At 73.7% G+C, this 15,846-nt stretch carries 8 protein-coding genes; 3 read left to right on the top strand and 5 right to left on the bottom strand.

Translation table 11 applies throughout. The features are described from left to right. Positions 1-365 precede the first annotated feature (365 nt). Entirely contained in the window at positions 366-920 is a 555-nt protein-coding gene (locus OG408_RS20925; RefSeq protein WP_266780612.1) for a MarR family winged helix-turn-helix transcriptional regulator, read from the bottom strand. Between the two features lie 147 nt (positions 921-1,067). On the opposite strand from OG408_RS20925, the gene OG408_RS20920 reads away from it, so the two are divergent. Next, on the top strand, positions 1,068-2,375 hold the full coding sequence (locus OG408_RS20920) for an MFS transporter (protein WP_285564319.1): 1,308 nt from the start codon (positions 1,068-1,070) through the stop codon (positions 2,373-2,375). A 24-nt stretch (positions 2,376-2,399) separates the two neighbouring features. Here OG408_RS20920 and OG408_RS20915 read toward each other — a convergent pair whose 3' ends face one another. Together OG408_RS20915 and OG408_RS20910 are read right to left on the bottom strand one after the other, a co-directional pair. Next, positions 2,400-4,064 carry an ATP-binding SpoIIE family protein phosphatase gene (locus OG408_RS20915; protein WP_266780608.1) on the bottom strand — a complete coding sequence of 555 codons (1,665 nt, stop codon included), beginning with the start codon at positions 4,062-4,064 and terminating at the stop codon, positions 2,400-2,402. A gap of 192 nt (positions 4,065-4,256) precedes the next feature. Beyond that, a complete protein-coding gene (locus tag OG408_RS20910) occupies positions 4,257-5,573 on the bottom strand; it encodes an NAD(P)/FAD-dependent oxidoreductase (RefSeq protein ID WP_266780606.1) in 1,317 nt (438 codons plus the stop codon). A 419-nt stretch (positions 5,574-5,992) separates the two neighbouring features. On the opposite strand from OG408_RS20910, the gene OG408_RS20905 reads away from it, so the two are divergent. Then, positions 5,993-6,883 (top strand): TetR/AcrR family transcriptional regulator, encoded by an 891-nt coding sequence (locus OG408_RS20905; protein WP_285564320.1) that lies wholly within the window; start codon positions 5,993-5,995, stop codon positions 6,881-6,883. Between the two features lie 455 nt (positions 6,884-7,338). Beyond that, entirely contained in the window at positions 7,339-9,405 is a 2,067-nt protein-coding gene (locus tag OG408_RS20900) for a sigma-70 family RNA polymerase sigma factor (protein ID WP_326671312.1), read from the top strand. 45 nt (positions 9,406-9,450) lie between these two features. Here the strand turns inward: OG408_RS20900 and OG408_RS20895 are convergent, their stop codons facing one another. Both OG408_RS20895 and OG408_RS20890 read right to left on the bottom strand, forming a co-directional pair. Beyond that, positions 9,451-12,813 (bottom strand): BTAD domain-containing putative transcriptional regulator, encoded by a 3,363-nt coding sequence (locus tag OG408_RS20895; protein ID WP_326671310.1) that lies wholly within the window; start codon positions 12,811-12,813, stop codon positions 9,451-9,453. Positions 12,814-12,944: 131 nt separating this feature from the next. Further along, positions 12,945-15,056, bottom strand: a complete 2,112-nt coding sequence (locus tag OG408_RS20890; RefSeq protein WP_266780598.1) for an asparagine synthase-related protein — start codon at positions 15,054-15,056, stop codon at positions 12,945-12,947. Between the last annotated feature and the right edge of the window lie 790 nt (positions 15,057-15,846).

Below are 15,846 nucleotides of genomic sequence, written 5' to 3'. Positions count from 1 at the left end.
CGCATTTTCCGCTTTCCAGTTCTTCGCTTTCGCGTTTCCCTTTCCGGCGAGTCCGACTCTATCAGATCCTTTCGGGCCTGATTCCCAGTCAGTGGGGCTTGTCTTCCCGGCTGTTGGGCCGTTCCGACGTCCAAAACTCTAGCGGATTCTTCCGGCGACTCATAATCGAGTCATCGAAATCAATTTCGGCACGCCGAAATTCTCCCGAGTGGGAGATCGTGCTGAGAGTTGGTTGCCGCATGAGCGGCGTGATCGGTTGTCGGTGAACCGTTCCGGCTCCGTGACAACTCGAAGAACCTTACGGATCGCCCAGGGGTGTGTCAACCCCTCCTCGGCCCTGCCGAGCGGTGCGGCTCCGGTCGGGCTCAGTCCAGGTCTTTGAGGCGGCCGCCGGCGTCTGGCTGGGCGTGCTCCACCCGGCGCAGGAGACGGATCAGCATCTCGCCGAGGGCGCCGCGCTCGTCGCCCGAGAGGTCCTGGAGCAGCTCCTCCTCGAAGTCCGAGGCCATGCGCATCGCCTCCAGCCACTTCGTACGGCCCTCGTCCGTCAGCTCGACGATGACGCGGACCCGGTTGTTCTCGTCCCGGTCGCGGGTCACCAGGCCCTCGCCCGCCATGCGGTCGATGCGGTGCGTCATCGCTGCCGGGGTGAGACCGAGCCGCTTGGCCAGTTCGCCCGGGCCCAGCCGGTACGGGGTGCCGGCCAGCACGAGGGTCTTGAGGACCTCCCATTCCGCGTTGCTGATGCCGAGGGCGGCGACCTGCCGTCCGTACGCCACGTTCATCCGGCGGTTCAGCCGGCCCAGGGCCGAGACGACCTGCTCGACCTGCGGGTCGAGGTCGCGGAACTCGCGTTGATAGGCGGCGATCTGCTCGTCGAGGCTCGGTTCCTGGAGTCCGGGCTCGGTGGTGTCAGGCATGGCGCGCAGTATGGCACGCCGCCCACAGCCGTCGAAGTCCTTCAGGCTGTATTGTTGAGCTTCTAACTTTAGTGCTAAAGTCTTCGGGTTCGAGTCGTTCGATGACGTGGTTTCGAGACCTTGAGGTAGGTGAGTGTGACCAGGGAAATGGGTGCAGCACTGCGGCGGATCCAGCTGGGGAGCGCGCTGAGCGCGTTCGGGCTGGGGTTCACCGTTCCGTATCTGTACGTCTACGTGGCGCAGGTACGGGATCTGGGTGCCGGTACGGCGGGAGTCGTACTGGCGGTCTTCGCCATGGCAGCGCTCGCCGTCCTACCGTTCACCGGCCGGGCCATCGACCGTCGCGGGCCACTGCCCGTACTGATCGTCGCCTCGGTCGTCGCCTCCCTGGGCGCTGCCGCGCTGGGCTTCTCCTCGCAGGTCACCGCGTCCGTCCTGTCGGCGGCCGTGCTCGGCGCGGGTACCGCCGTCATGCAGCCGGCCCTCGCCACGATGCTCGTCCGCTGCTCCGACACCAGCACCCGTACGCGGGCCTTCGCGATGCAGTTCTTCCTGCAGAACCTGGGGCTCGGCATCGGTGGCCTCGTCGGCGGACAGATCGTCGACACGAGCCGGCCGGCGTCCTTCACGCTGCTGTTCCTGATCGAAGCGGTGATGTTCCTCGTGCTCGGCGCCATCACGGCGACCGTGCGGATGCCGCGTACCGCCGCTGTCGTGACGGAGACGGCGGCCGACGGGTCCGCGCCGCGCGGCGGGCTGCGGGTGCTGCTCTCGCACCGGGCCATGGTGCAGCTGTGCGTGCTGGGCTTCGTGGTGTTCTTCGCCTGCTACGGACAGTTCGAGTCCGGCCTCGCGGCGTACGGCACCGAGGCCGCCGGCATCCAGCCCTCGACGCTCGGGATCGCGCTGGCCGCCAACACCGCCGTCATCGTCGTGGCCCAGTTCGTGGTGCTGCGCCTGGTGGAGCGCCGCAAGCGCAGCCGGGTCATCGCCTCCGTCGGTCTGATCTGGGCGTTCGCCTGGATCGTGGCGGGCTACGCGGGCCTCGGGCACGGCAGCCAGACCATGGCGACCGCCGCGATGATCTCCACGTACGCGCTCTTCGGGCTCGGTGAGGCGATGCTGTCGCCGACCGTCGCCCCGCTGGTCGCGGATCTGGCGCCGGAGTCGATGGTCGGGCAGTACAACTCGGCGTTCGCGCTCTGCAAGCAGCTGGCGCTGGCGGTGGGTCCTGCCGTGGGCGGGCCGATGGGGGCCTCGCTGCACGGGCCGTACATCGTGACGTTCGTGCTGTTCTCGCTCGGCATCACGGTGCTGGCGCTGCGGCTCGGCCGGCGGCTCACCCCCGTACAGGACCAGCCCTCGCTCGCGGCGGTGCCGTCGCGGGTGGTGGCCGTGTCACTGCCGGAGCAGGCACAGGCCGAGGTGCCGGCCCCGGTCGCCGTCGTTCACTGACGGACCGGGCCGGCCTGCGGGCCGCTACTGCGGCAGGGCGAACTCGCACCAGACCGCCTTGCCGCCGCCGGGCGTGCGGCGGCTGCCCCACGACGTCGCGATCGACGCGACGATGGAGATGCCCCGGCCCGCCTCGTCCCCTGGTTCGGCGCGGCGGCGGCGCGGCAGGTGGTCGTCGCCGTCGGTCACCTCGATGATCAGCCGGCGGTCGGTACGGCGCAGGCCCAGGCGCATCGGCGGTGTGCCGTGCTGCAGGGAGTTCGCCACCAGCTCGCCGGCCGCCAGGACACCCAGGTCGCACAGCTCGACCGGGAAGCGCCACGACGTCAGCACGCCCGTCGCGAAGGCGCGGGCGCGCGGGGCCGCCTCGATGCCGCCGAGCAGATCGAGCGAGGCGTTGTGGAAGAGCTCCGCGGTCGGGCCCGTGCGGGCGGGGTGCTGGACGACCAGCACCGCCACGTCGTCGTCGTGCTCCGCCGTGACGTTCAGGGAACGGATCAGACGGTCGCAGACCACCTGCGGTGAACCCTTCGCACCGGACAGCGCCCGCTCCAGCGCGGCCACGCCTTCGTCGATGTCCTCGCTGCGGCGCTCGACCAGGCCGTCCGTGTAGAGGACGGCGGTGGAGCCGGGCGGCAGGGCGATCGTGCCCGAGGTGTGGATCCAGCCGCCGGTGCCGAGCGGGGGGCCGGTCGGGTCCGCGGCGCGGTGGACCGCGCCGTCCTCGTCGCGCACGAGGATCGGGAGGTGGCCTGCGGAGGAGTAGACGAGCAGGCCCTCGTTGGGGTCGTGCACGGCGTAGGCGCAGGTGGCGATCTGGCTGGCGTCGATCTCGGCCGCCAGGCCGTCGAGCAGTTGGAGCACCTCGTGCGGGGGCAGGTCGAGCCGGGCGTAGGCGCGCACGGCCGTGCGCAGCTGGCCCATCACCGCGGCGGCGCGCACCCCGCGGCCCATCACGTCCCCGATGACGAGCGCGGTGCGGCCCGCGCCGAGGGTGATCACGTCGTACCAGTCGCCGCCGACCGCGGCGTCCGTGCCGCCCGGCTGGTAGGTGGCGGCGATCCGCAGGTCGTCGGGCTGTTCCAGCTCCTGCGGGAGCAGCGAGCGCTGGAGGGTGACGGCCGTCTCGCGGTGGCGGCTCTCGCTGGTGCGCAGCCGCTCGGCGGCCTCGGCGTGGTCGGTGACGTCGGCGGCGTACACGAGGACTCCGCCCTCGTGCCCCTTGTCCTGGTCGCGCCGCACGGGGGTGCAGGTGACGGTGTACGAGTTGCCGCTGCCGGCCTTGCGCGACTTGACCGTGCGGGGGGTGCCGCTGCGCAGGACCTGGTCCATCAGGGGGAGCAGGCTGAGCTCGGTGAGCTCGGGCATGGCCTCGGCGGCGGGGACGCCGGACGGGCGCGGGCCGAACGCCGCGGCGTAGGCGTCGTTGACGTACGCGATGCGGTGGTCGGGTCCGTGCACCAGGGCGACGAGAGCGGGGAGCTGGCCGAGGATGTCGCGGGCGGAGAGGTCCTCGAGGGCGGGCGCGGCGGGCCGGGCGCCGGGGCTTTCCGGATCGGCGTCCGGGGGGCCGGATCCGGTGGCGGCCTGTGCGTACTCGGCGCGGGCCGCGGGTACGGGACTGCGGTCGTCCCGGGCGGCTCGACGCTGCGTACCGGGTAGGCGGGCGCTCCAACGCGTGAAGTTCACGGAATTTCTGGCCTCGTGTGTCGGTCTGGTCCGCTCGGGCGGGCTGCTTCCTCTGCCGGGGCGTCACAAGTATGTAGTGGCGGTCTGGTTGCCCCTGGGACGGTGTTCGGTGGTCACTGTCGGTCGCTGCCGGCCGGGTCACTCTGTGCAGATGTGAGCCCACCTATGGTCACACGTCCAGTGTGTCGGACCCTACTGACAGTCGTCGTCGTCCGGCCGGGGCTGCCGGCCTGCGGCGATTTCGAATTCGGCCCTGGGGTGTTCCAGGGAGCCGAGGGAGACGATCTCCCGTTTGAAGAGTCCGGCGAGGGTCCACTCGGCCAGCACCCGGGCCTTGCGGTTGAACGTGGGGACGCGGCTCAGGTGGTACATGCGGTGCATCAGCCAGGCCGGGTATCCCTTGAGGCGGCGTCCGTAGACGTGGGCGACGCCCTTGTGGAGGCCGAGCGAGGCGACGGATCCCGCGTAGCTGTGGCGGTAGTCCGCGAGGGGGCGGCCGTCGAGCGCCGCGACAAGGTTGTCGGCGAGGACCTTGGCCTGGCGGACGGCGTGCTGTGCGTTGGGCGCGGTCTCCCTGCCCGGTTCGGCGGCGGTCAGGTCGGGGACGGCGGCGGCGTCACCGGCCGCCCAGGCGTGCTCGGTCCCCTCGACGGTGAGCCGTGGCGTGCAGACGAGCCTGCCGCGTTCGTTGCGGGGCAGGTCCGTGGCGGCGAGCAGCGGGGCGGGTTTGACGCCGGCTGTCCACACGAGCGTGCGGGTCGGGAAGCGGGAGCCGTCGCTGAGTACGGCGACCCGGTCCTCGCAGGACTCCAGCCGGGTGTCGAGGCGGACGTCGATGTTGCGGCCGCGCAGCTCCCGGACCGCGTACCGGCCCATCGACTCGCCGACCTCGGGGAGGATGCGCCCGGTGGCCTCGACGAGGATCCACTTCAGGTCCTCGGCCTTGATGTTGTGGTAGTACCGCGAGGTGTAGCGGGCCATGTCCTCCAGCTCGGCGAGCGCCTCCACTCCCGCGTAGCCGCCGCCGACGAAGACGAAGGTGAGGGCGGCGTCTCGGATCGCGGGGTCGCGGGTGGCGGAGGCGATGTCCATCTGCTCGATGACGTGGTTGCGCAGGCCGATGGCCTCCTCGATGGTCTTGAAGCCGACGCCGTGCTCGGCGAGGCCGGGGACCGGGAGGGTGCGCGAGACGGAGCCGGGGGCGAGGACGAGTTCGTCGTACGGGATCTCCACGGCGCCGGTGCCGTCCTCGCCCGTGGCGAGGGTGGTGACCGTGGCGGTGCGCTTGGCGTGGTCGATGCTCCGGGCCTCGCCGATGACGATCGTGCAGTGGGGCAGGACGCGGCGCAGCGGCACGACGACGTGGCGCGGTGAGATCGAACCGGCGGCGGCTTCGGGAAGGAACGGCTGATACGTCATATAGGGGTCGGGGGTGACGACGACGATCTCCGTCTCACCGCTTCTCAGCCGCTGCTTCAGCTTCCGTTGGAGACGCAGTGCGGTGTACATCCCGACATAGCCCCCACCGACGACGAGAATGCGCACACCCGGCGGGGGGCCGGGGGGTGTCCCCCCGGAATCTGAAGCCATCACCACCCCATGACGCAACGTGCACAGGAGTTTGTCCACAGCCCCGGCAAATTGTGTGACCGGAGGTTCCGCACGGGCCGGTGCCGCGGATCGACCCGCTTGTACGGAAGTCCCGCAGGTCAGGGGTTACGGGGAGGGATACGGGCGGGGGCCCAATCGGTGACCAACCGGTCCTTGCTCCGATCAGGGGGCGCTCCGGACGGACTGCCCCCTTCTGAATTGACCCGGGCTCAACTATGTTCGTGTGTCGTCGGGGTGTCGGACGGTGACCAACGGTCCACCCTCGACTGACACGGCGGGAGTCTCCGGGGGGAGACGTCATAACCGGGGGAACAGTTATGCATATTCAGGAATCGCATTGGCCGACTGCTGCGGTCGCGCCCGAAGGAAACGGGCGAATCGGGGCAGTCGGCACAGTGAGCGGGGTCGGGTCGGGCGCGACCGCCGCATCGACGGGAACAGTGAGCACGCTGGGGGCCGCGCTCGGCTCGGCCTCAGGTGCCCACAACCGCTCGGCGCCGCTGCGCGTGGACGCGCAGCGCAATCTGGAGCACGTGCTGCGTGCCGCCCGCGAGGTGTTCGGCGAGCTGGGATACGGCGCTCCGATGGAGGACGTGGCACGCCGTGCACGGGTCGGCGTCGGCACGGTGTACCGGCGCTTCCCCAGCAAGGACGTGCTGGTGCGCCGGATAGCCGAGGAGGAGACCGCCCGCCTGACCGACCAGGCCCGGTCCGCGCTCGGGCAGGAGGACGAGCCGTGGTCGGCGCTGTCGCGCTTCCTGCGGACCTCGGTGGCCTCGGGCGCGGGACGGCTGCTGCCTCCGCAGATACTGCGGGTCGGGGTGGATGTCGACGACTCGACGGTGGTCGGCGAAGCGGGCGAGGTACGGACGCCGGCGGCGCCGCAGGACACGCGGGACGAAACCCGGGTGCCCCAGCAGCGCCAGGAGACCGGCCAGGCCGGGCTGCGGGCGGCCGAGCGCCGCGCCGCACCGGAGGACGAGGCCGTTGACCTCGGCGCGGGCGCGGCCGAACTGCTGGAGGTCGTGGGCCGGCTGGTCGAGCGGGCGCGGACATCCGGTGAGCTGCGCCGCGATGTGACGGTGGCCGATGTGCTGCTGGTCATCGCGACGGCGGCACCCTCGCTGCCGGACGCGGCTCAGCAGGCGGCCGCTTCGGCCCGGCTGCTGGACATCCTGCTGGAGGGCCTGCGCTCGCGGCCCGCGTAGGGGTGCGGCGCTCTGTTGCGGAGTGCGGTCCGGTGGGGCGCGGTGCGCAGTGCGGTCAGGTAGGGCGCGGTGCGCAGGGCGGACCGATGTGGTGCGTGCGTTGCGCAGTGCTGGCCGGTGCGGTGATGCTCGGGCCGGTGCGGTGATGCTCGGGCCGGTGCGGTGATGCTCGGGCCGGTGCGGTGTTGGCCGTCCGGCCCGGGAGCATCGCGGCGTCCGGCCGGGCTGCCCCAGCCTGTCCGGGCAGGGCACTTGTGGTGCTCTCGGTGCGTTCCGCCCCAACTGTCCCGTCAGCACATCCTGTTACTCCTTCCCCGAATGGGTCGTCGTTAGAGCTCACATTCGGGAAAACGCCCCGGATGAGTGGTTGGCGAGGCTGAGGGTTCGCCGCTCCCGCCCGCTGTGGCACGCTTGCCCGGTGTTCGGGTCCGACAGCGCATACGGGGGCGACCGCGATGAGCGGTGACGGGCAGCAGGAAGAGTCGCTCGACGGCGCCGTCGCCGCGGGCGGCGGCACGGAGACGGGCGGGCTGCCCGGCCAACAGGTGCCGAGCCAGGCCCGACCGCGCCGGTCCGACGCCGAGGACGACAACGAGGGCGGCACCGTCCTGCCCGGGCCGTGGCCGCCCGCCCCCGTCGAGAACACGGCGGACACGGTGGACACGGCGAACTCTGCGGACAGGACCGGCAGGACCGACAGGACTGACACGGACGCGATCGATGCCGCCGCCGCGGCCGCCGTGCCGCAGCAGCGGGCGCCCGGCAGCGCGTCCGGCGTCGCCTCCTCCGGACTCGCGCCCGCCGACGCCCAGTTGATCCAGCAGATGCGGGACGGCGACGACCTGGCGTACGAGGAGCTGTTCCGGCGCCACTCCGACGCCGTGCGCCGCTATGCGCGCACCTGCTGCCGTGACGCGCACACCGCCGACGACCTGACGGCCGAGGTCTTCGCCAGGACACTGCAGGCCGTCCGGGGCGGCAAGGGCCCCGAGGAGGCCGTGCGGGCCTACCTGATGACGGCGGTTCGGCACGTGGCCGCGGCATGGACGAAGACCGCGAAGCGTGAGCAACTGGTCGACGACTTCGCGGTGTTCGCCGCCCAGGCGGCCCACTCCTCCGATATCTCGGACGCCGACACCCTCGATCTCGGCGCCGATGTGATGGCGATGCACGAGGCCGAGCAGTCGATGGCGATGCAGGCCTTCCGCAGCCTCCCCGAGCGCTGGCAGGCCGTCCTGTGGCACACCACCGTCGAGGAGGAGTCGCCCAGCGACATCGCCCCGCTCTTCGGACTGACCGCCAACGCCACGTCCGTCCTGGCCAGTCGCGCCCGTGAAGGACTCAAGCAGGCCTATCTGCAGGCCCATGTGAGCCAGGCGCTCACCTCGGGCGGCGACTGCGCACGCTACGCCGACCGGCTCGGCGCCTACGCCCGGGGCGGGCTGCGGATGCGGGCCGAGCGCGGGCTGCGCGGGCATCTGGACGAGTGCGCGAAGTGCCGGCTCGCCGCGGGCGAACTCGCCCATGTCAACGCCGGTATCCCCGCGCTGCTCCCGGTCGCGGTCATCGGCTGGTTCGCCGCCGGATACGCGCTCAAGGCCGCCGGGATCGTGGCGGGCGGCGCGGCCGGTGCCGCCGGTGCGGGGGCCGCGGCCGCCGCGACCGGCGGGGGCTCGTCCGCGGGCTCGGCCGGTGGCGCCGCCGCCTCCGAGGGGCTCGGTGCTCCGGCGAAGGCCGGTATCGCTGCGGCGGTCGCCGTCGCGGCCGCGGCCGGACTCGTATGGGCGCTCGTCGGGGACGAACAGCCGCGCCCGGAGGCGAAGCCGGTCGCCAAGCCCCCGGCCGTGGCGCCCGCGGTGCCGAGCCCCGCACCGCCGAAGCCGAAACCGAAGCCGACTCCCCCCGCGCCCGCTCCGCCGGCTCCCACGCCGCCGAAGCCCACACCCACGCCCACACCCACGCCGACCCCCACCCCGACACCCACCCCCACCCCGCCCCCGAAGCCCGCACCGAAGCCGACGCCGCCTCCGTCACCACCTCCGGCGCCGCCGGCCCCGACTCCCCCGCCGCCGCCCGCACCTGCGCCGGAGGTGTACCAGGTCAGCGAGCTGGACTACACCCTGCTCGGCGACCACACCGGCCCCGAGGTGGTGCTCGGCGAGAGCAGCTGGGTCTGGCAGCGCTCCGGCATGTCGATCGGCGGCACGCGGTACGCGCACGGGGTGACCGTCCACAGCCGGTCATCGGTGATCATCCAGCTGAACCGCCGGTGCAGCCGCTACGAGGCGATGGTCGGCGTCGACGACCTGACGATGGGGCTCGGCTCGGTGCGCTTCTCGGTGTTCAACGGCGACGGGGCGCGGCTGTGGCAGTCCCCCGTGATGAAGGGTGACGACCCGGCCGTTCCGGTGAGTGTCGGCATCGAGGGGCAGGAGCGGATCCGGCTCGTCGTGGAGCCGACGGGCCCGTTCGGCGGGGTCGCCCTCGCCGACTGGGCCGAATCACGGATCAGCTGCCGCTGACCGGGCGGGAGCCGCCCGGTGCGCCTCCCACCGTGCTCCTCCGGCTCACGGGAGGTCCGCGGTGACGCTCTCCATCAGCGCGGTGACGTCATCGAGGCTCAGCTCGCGGCCCGCGGCGTGCTCCTCCTCGTACCGCAGTTCGCCCAGTTCCTTGCGGGCCAGCCGCTCGGCGGCGTCCACCTCGGACTGCTCCATGGCGGACCTGGGCCCGGAGAGCCGCCAGGTGTCGGCGGCGGCGAGGATCCGTACGGCTTCCGCGTGCCGGCCGATCCTCGGCAGCGCGACTCCCGCGCTGTCCGCCAGATACCCCGTGACGTTCTCGGCGCACTGCGCCTCCTTCGCCAGGACCAGGGCGGCCGTCAGCCCTCGCACCCCGACGGCCGGGCCGCCCGCGGGCCCGGCCTCGTGTATCGCGATCCGGGCCGAGAGGCCTTCCTGGATGACGGTGAAGTGCGAGGCCGGGCCGCCGCGCCCGTTCGCCTCCTGGGCGGACGTGAGCTGCCGGCGGGCGGTCACCGCATCGCCCCGGTCGAGCGCCATGAGGGCCCGCAGGTAGTGGACGTACGAAGTCGCGTCGTGCGTCCGGTGCCGATCCGCCTCGGTCTCCGAGCGGTCCAGGCCCTCCTCGGCGGCGGCCAGGTCGCCGGTGCGGTAGGCGAGTTCGGCGAGCCGGGCCAGCAGGAACGGGGCCTCGGCATGGGCCCCCACCTCGCGGGCGAGCAGCAGCGCCTCCTCGTAGTCGGCGCGCGCCTCCTCGTACCGTCCGCGCATCATGCCCGCCTCGGCCGCCGCGCTCGCGACCTGGGCGCGCATCCAGCGGTCGCCGACGCGGCGGCTCAGGACGCGCAGTTCGGCGAGGTCCTCGTCGACACCGGGCATGCCGCCGGGCATGTCGACGACCATGTGCGTACGGAACATCAGGGCGACGCCGTACTCCCACGGGCCACCGTGGACACGGGCGTTGTCGACGGCCACGTCGATCTTCCGCCGCACGTCGGCCGTGGTCCAGGTGAGGAACGAGGTCATCGGCCAGAGCAGTCCGGGGAACCGGGCGCCCTGCGGCCCGGATTCGGCGAACGCCTCGGCGACGCGGCTCATGACCTCCTGGACCTGCTGGTCGTCCGGGCCCTCCTCGTCCCGGTCGGCGGGCCGGCTGTCCATCATGAGGAAGAACCGCACCATGTGTAGGTTCATCCGGGGCCAGTAGCGGGGGTCCGCGGGGTCCGCGGTTTCGGGGCCGAGGGCCAGGGTCCGGTCGGCCCAGGCGTGGCCCTCGGGGCGGTAGTTGCGCAGCCACCAGAACCAGGCCATGCCCAGCACCAGGCGCGCCGCGTCCGGTTCGCCGGTAGGGCCGGCGGTGGTGGTGCGCTGGAGGGCGGCCCTGATGTTGTCGAGGTCCGTCTCCAGGTGCTGGATCCACGGCAGTTGTTCACTGGAGCGCAGGAGGGGTTCGGCCTGCTCGACGAGTGCGGTGAAGTACGCGGTGTGGGCGTGGCCGGCGGCGGCCCGTATGTCCGGCGTCTCGGCGCAGCGCTCGGCGGCGTACTCGTGGATGGTCTCCAGGAGGCGGTAGCGCATCGTGCCGTCCCCCGCCGGGGCCGCGACGACCAGGGACTTGTCGACGAGGGCGCCGATCAGGTCCGCGGTGTCGGCCAGGACGGTGCCGCCGGTTTCCGCCGGTGCGCCGACGACGGCTTCGGCGGCGGCCAGGTCCCAGCCGCCCGCGAAGACGGAGACCTGGCGCAGCGCGGTGCGTTCATCCTCGTCGAGCAGGTCCCAGGACCAGTCGACGACGGCCTGCAGGGTCTGCTGGCGGGGCAGCACGGTCCGGCTGCCGCCCGTCAGCAGGCGGAAGCGGTCGTCGAGCCGGTCGGCGATCTGGCGCGGTCCGAGCAGCCGCAGCCGGGCGGCGGCCAGTTCGATCGCGAGCGGCAGCCCGTCCAGCCGGCGGCAGATCTCGGCGACGGCCTCGGGATCGTGCGCCGGCTCGTGTTCGGGGTCGAATCCGGGGCGTACGGCCCGGGCCCGTTCGGTGAAGAGACGCAGGGCGGGGTCGGCGGGGAGCGGGTCGACCGGCCGGACGGACTCGCCGGGGACGCCGAGCGGTTCGCGGCTGGTGGCGAGGACGCGCAGCTCGGGGCAGCGGGTCAGCAGCGTCTCGGCCAGTGCGGCGGCCGCGTCGATGACGTGCTCGCAGTTGTCGAGGATGAGGAGGACGGGCCGGGACCGGGAGCCGTGCGCGAGATGGTCGACGAGCAGGTCGACCGGGTCGGTGCGCGGCAGCGGACCGTCGTGGGTGCTGTCCCGCAGCAGGGCCGTCTCGCGCAGCCCGAGCGCGGAGAGTACGGCTCCGGGGACGGCGTCGGGGTCCTCCACCGGGGCGAGTTCGGCGAGCCAGATCTCGCGCGGGGCGGCGGCGGTGCGGTTCTCGTGGGCCGCGGACTCCTCGGCGAGGCGGGTCTTCCCCGAGCCGCCGGGGCCGGTGAGGGTGACCAGGCGGGACCGGGTCAGCTCGTCGCGGATGGCGTGCAGTTCGGGCTCGCGTCCGACGAACGAGGTGAGCCGGGGGCGGAGGTTGCCGCGCGCCGCAGGCGGTGCGCCGTCCGGAGCGGGCGGGACGGGCGCGGTGGGCGCGGGGCTGAGGAGCTCCTGGTGGAGCGTGGTCAGTTCGGGCCCGGGGTCGGTGCCGAGGCCGTCGGCGAGGGTGCGGCGCGCGTCCTCGTACGCCGCGAGGGCGTCGGCCTGTCTGCCGTCGGCGCGCAGGGCGCGGATGAGCTGGGCCCGGAAGCGCTCGTCGTACGGATGGGCGGCGGTCAGCTCCGTCAGCTCTGCGACGAGGGCGGCGGGGTCGGGGGCGGTGCTGGTGTCGCTGTCGGCGTCGGCCGGGGGCCTCCCGGTCGCTGCCGCCCAGCGCAGGTCGGCCTCGATCCGGCGCTCGCGGGCGGCCAGCCGGTGGGCCTCCGGTCTCAGGGCGTGGCCCCGGTCCCCGTCGGGCAGGTCGGCGAGCGCGGGGCCGCGCCAGAGGGCGAGCGCCTCGCGCAGCGTACGCGCGGCCTCGGCCGGGGCGTCGGCCTCCAGCTCGGCCGTGCCCTGCCGGGCGAGCCGCTCGAACACGTACAGGTCGACGTCGTCCCGACCGGCGACGAGGCGGTAGCCGCCCGGGGTGCTGGCCAGCGCGTCCTTCCCGAGCACGCGGCGCAGCCGCCCGACGAGGGCCTGGAGCGCGGCGGGGGCGTCGGCCGGGGGTTCGTCGGCCCAGACGTCGTCCACGAGGTCGGTGACCGGCACCGGGCGGCCCGGGCGCAGGGCGAGGGCCGCGAGCAGGGCGCGCAGCCGCGTACCGCCGAGGGACAGCGCGTCGCCGCTCTCGTCTCGCGCCTCCGTGACGCCCAGGATCAGATACCGCACTCTGCCATTGTGTCCCGCCCCTCGGACAACGGTCACCGAACGCCTGTACCGGGCGCGGTCACCGGGCCGCGGGCACGGCCGGCATCGGATGCGGGCCCCGGATCACGGCCTCGGTGCACGGGCCGCGCGGGTCACCCCTGCAGCGACCGCCGGGCCGGAGCCACCCCGCCGGCGACCGCGCGCTGGCGCGGTGCCGCCGTGCCCGTCCAGCAGGTGCCGCGGCGCGAGACGAGGCGGCGCAGCCACAGCTCCGTGGAGGCGAGGTCGGCCAGGCCGTCCAGGGGGAGGGGCTCCCCCTCGGAGGCCGCGCGCAGGGCCTTGCGGACGACGCGGGCCTCGACCAGGCCCGCGTCGGCGAGCAGCGGGGCGTCGAAGAGGGCGATCAGTTCGGGCAGCGAGGCGCGCAGGCCGGTGCGCGTGACGGCGGTCGAGGTGGCCTGGGACGGGGTGCCCCAGCCGGGTGGCAGATCGTGGATGCCGGTGCCCGCCAGGACCCGGCGCAGGATCGCCGCCCGGGCGCCCGGCTGGACGCGCAGGGACTCGGGGAGCGCACGGGCGGCGCGTACCACCTGGTTGTCCAGGAAGGGCGCGTGCAGCCGCTGGCTGCGGATCTCGGCGGCCTGCTCCAGGATCCGGTGGTCGGCGGCCTGCCGGGCCAGCGAGGCCCTGGCCCGGGCCTCGCCGGGGCGCTGGACGGACGTGGGGCGGATCGCCGCCTCCTGGAGACGAACCGATACTTCAGCCAGCGCCTCCCCGGTCAGCCACCGGGCGGCCGGACCCGGCCGGGACCAGGCCAGTGCGGCGAGCGAGGCGTCGGCGGGGGTGTCGAGGTCGGGGGTGAGGCGGTTGGCGTCGGTCAGCCGGCCGGCCGCCGTTTCGAGACCGGTGCGGTAGGACGTACGGGCCAGCCGGCGGGCCGCCCGGTAGACGGTCAGCGGCACGAACAGGGAGTGCGCGGAGGGCCCTTCGGCCTTGGCGAGCGCGGCGACCGGGCGGACCAGATGGCGCCGTCTGCGGTCGATCAGCAGATCGGCGAGGCGCGCCGGATGGGCGTCGAGCACCTGCCGGGCACCGTCGCCGACGAAGTGGTCGGCGCTGCCCGCGGAGAGCCGGCGGCGGTGTCGTTCGACGAGGACGAGGGAGGGGGCCGGCTCGTCGGTGAGCGGGCCGTTCTCCAGATCGGCGTACGGCAGGGCCTCCTCGCCGGCGGCGACCACGACGTGGTGGAGCCTCGGATTGGCGGCGATGACGCGGGCCCGTTCGAGTTCGTCCTCGTGGGCGCGCGTCGTCAGGTCGTTGAAGGTGACGGCGAGCAGCCGCTCCCCCGCTCCCGTGCCGTGGCCCAGGAGCGTGCCGGGCAGACCGGGCAGGCCGGCGGCGAGCAGGGCGAGGGTCGCCGACGCGCTGCCCCCGGAGAGGTCGGAGCCGATGCCGGGGACGGGTGCGCCGCGGGCGGCGCGGCGTTCGGCCGGGCCCATGCCGGGCACCGGGCCGGGGTCGGGCGGCAGGGTCTCCGGGGCGTGGCGCGGGGCCAGGAGCCGGGCGCGCACCGCGTCGACCAGAGCGTCGCGCACCCCGTCGACGGCACTCACCGGGTCGAGTTCGGGTGCGGCCACGGCGAGGGAGGCCACCGCCTCGTACCCCGTGATCTCCCGCGAACCCTCGCGGAGGATCAGCGCGTGCCCGGGCGGGATGCGCTTCACTCCCGTGTACGGGGTGCCGTCGCGCAGCGCCTCCGGGGTCTCGGGGCAGGCGAGCAGGGCGGCGAGGTGGCCGATGTCCAGCTGGGCCTCGATGAGGTCGGCGAGGGGGAGCGCGGCGGTGGCGTACGCCGTGCCGCCGGCCCAGGGCGTGTAGAAGACCGGGCGGGCACCGGCGAGGTCCCCGGTCACGGTGATCCGTCGCCCTATCTGCACGACGGCCGTGTAGCTGCCCGTCCACGCGGTGAGGTGGCGCAGCGCGCCACCGCGGGCGGCGAGCAGCCCGATGCGCAGCTGCTCGTCGGTGGCGCCGCAGCAGCCGAGTACGGCGAGCCGGGCGGTCGGGGTGCCCTCGGCGGTGTCCACCCGGACGGTGCGGATCTCGTCGGGGCGCCAGTCGCCGACCGCCCACAGCGGATCCGGGTCCCCCCAAAGGAGTTGGGAACCCACGGGGTGCATCGTGCGCCCCTCGTCACTGCCGCCGACCGCTCCGACCGTGCCGAAGCTCGCGGCGATACTGCTCCAGCCCACCAACCAACGCATCGCCGCCTCCACAGGCTGTGGACAAATCGGCGCAGCAGGGCGGTATCGGGAGAACTCCGGTAACGCGCGGCGCCGTTGCGGACATGCTGCCACGACAACGGCGTGCAGGAGGGGCTACGGACGGCGCACGTCGCGAGCGCATGCGCCCCTGGCAAAGGCCGGAGAGCGGCCGTCGGACCCGGCGTTCGGCGTACGGCCCGCGCGCGTCGGCCCCGGCGTCAACGGAGCGTTGCATTCCGCGCGTTGCCTTCCCCGTACGCACCCGGGCCGAACGGCCCCGATCCGGCCATGGCCGGCCACCCGTCCGGACGGCCGCCGGGATGTCCGCGGATCCGTCGGCCCAACCGCACCCGACCGGCGACATCCGGCCAATCTCAGGAGCCGCGGGAACCGATCGACCTGGTCTTCGCGGCCGAATTCATCATTGTTCGCACCGGTTTGTTCCGGACCGCTGCGCGACTGTGCCCGGGCCGCTGCCGGGCCCCTGCCGAGTGATCGGTGCGCGGGCTCCGAGCCGTGACAGGTCTCGGGCGTCGCCCCGGTCAGCGCCCCGCGGCCCGGTCCGGCGGACGGCCCGCGCGGGCTCGTCGCACGGTCCGGGAGGCGCAGTCCGCCCCCCGGACCGGTCCGCCGCCTGCGGGGAATGAGGCAGCGGTATTCCCCCAGCCCGCCGAGTCCAGTGCAGCGGGCCGACCCACGCAGCATCCATGCAAGCGCTGCCGTGGTGGCCGGGCCAGAGCGCACGGCCGGGCGCACGGCCACACGCCAGGAGCACGCGGAGACACCTCGG

The sequence above is a fragment of the Streptomyces sp. NBC_01257 genome, from assembly GCF_035917255.1.
Lineage (GTDB): Bacteria > Actinomycetota > Actinomycetes > Streptomycetales > Streptomycetaceae > Streptomyces.
Note: the sequence above shows the minus strand (reverse complement) of the source record. Positions and strands in the feature narration are given on the sequence as shown.

Coding starts and splice junctions, on each gene's coding strand:
- OG408_RS20925 (WP_266780612.1), bottom strand. CDS start 920: ATGCCTGACACCACCGAGCCCGGACTCCAGGAACCGAGCCTCGACGAG.
- OG408_RS20910 (WP_266780606.1), bottom strand. CDS start 5,573: ATGTACACCGCACTGCGTCTCCAACGGAAGCTGAAGCAGCGGCTGAGA.
- OG408_RS20890 (WP_266780598.1), bottom strand. CDS start 15,056: ATGCGTTGGTTGGTGGGCTGGAGCAGTATCGCCGCGAGCTTCGGCACG.
- OG408_RS20900 (WP_326671312.1), top strand. CDS start 7,339: ATGAGCGGTGACGGGCAGCAGGAAGAGTCGCTCGACGGCGCCGTCGCC.
- OG408_RS20920 (WP_285564319.1), top strand. CDS start 1,068: ATGGGTGCAGCACTGCGGCGGATCCAGCTGGGGAGCGCGCTGAGCGCG.
- OG408_RS20905 (WP_285564320.1), top strand. CDS start 5,993: ATGCATATTCAGGAATCGCATTGGCCGACTGCTGCGGTCGCGCCCGAA.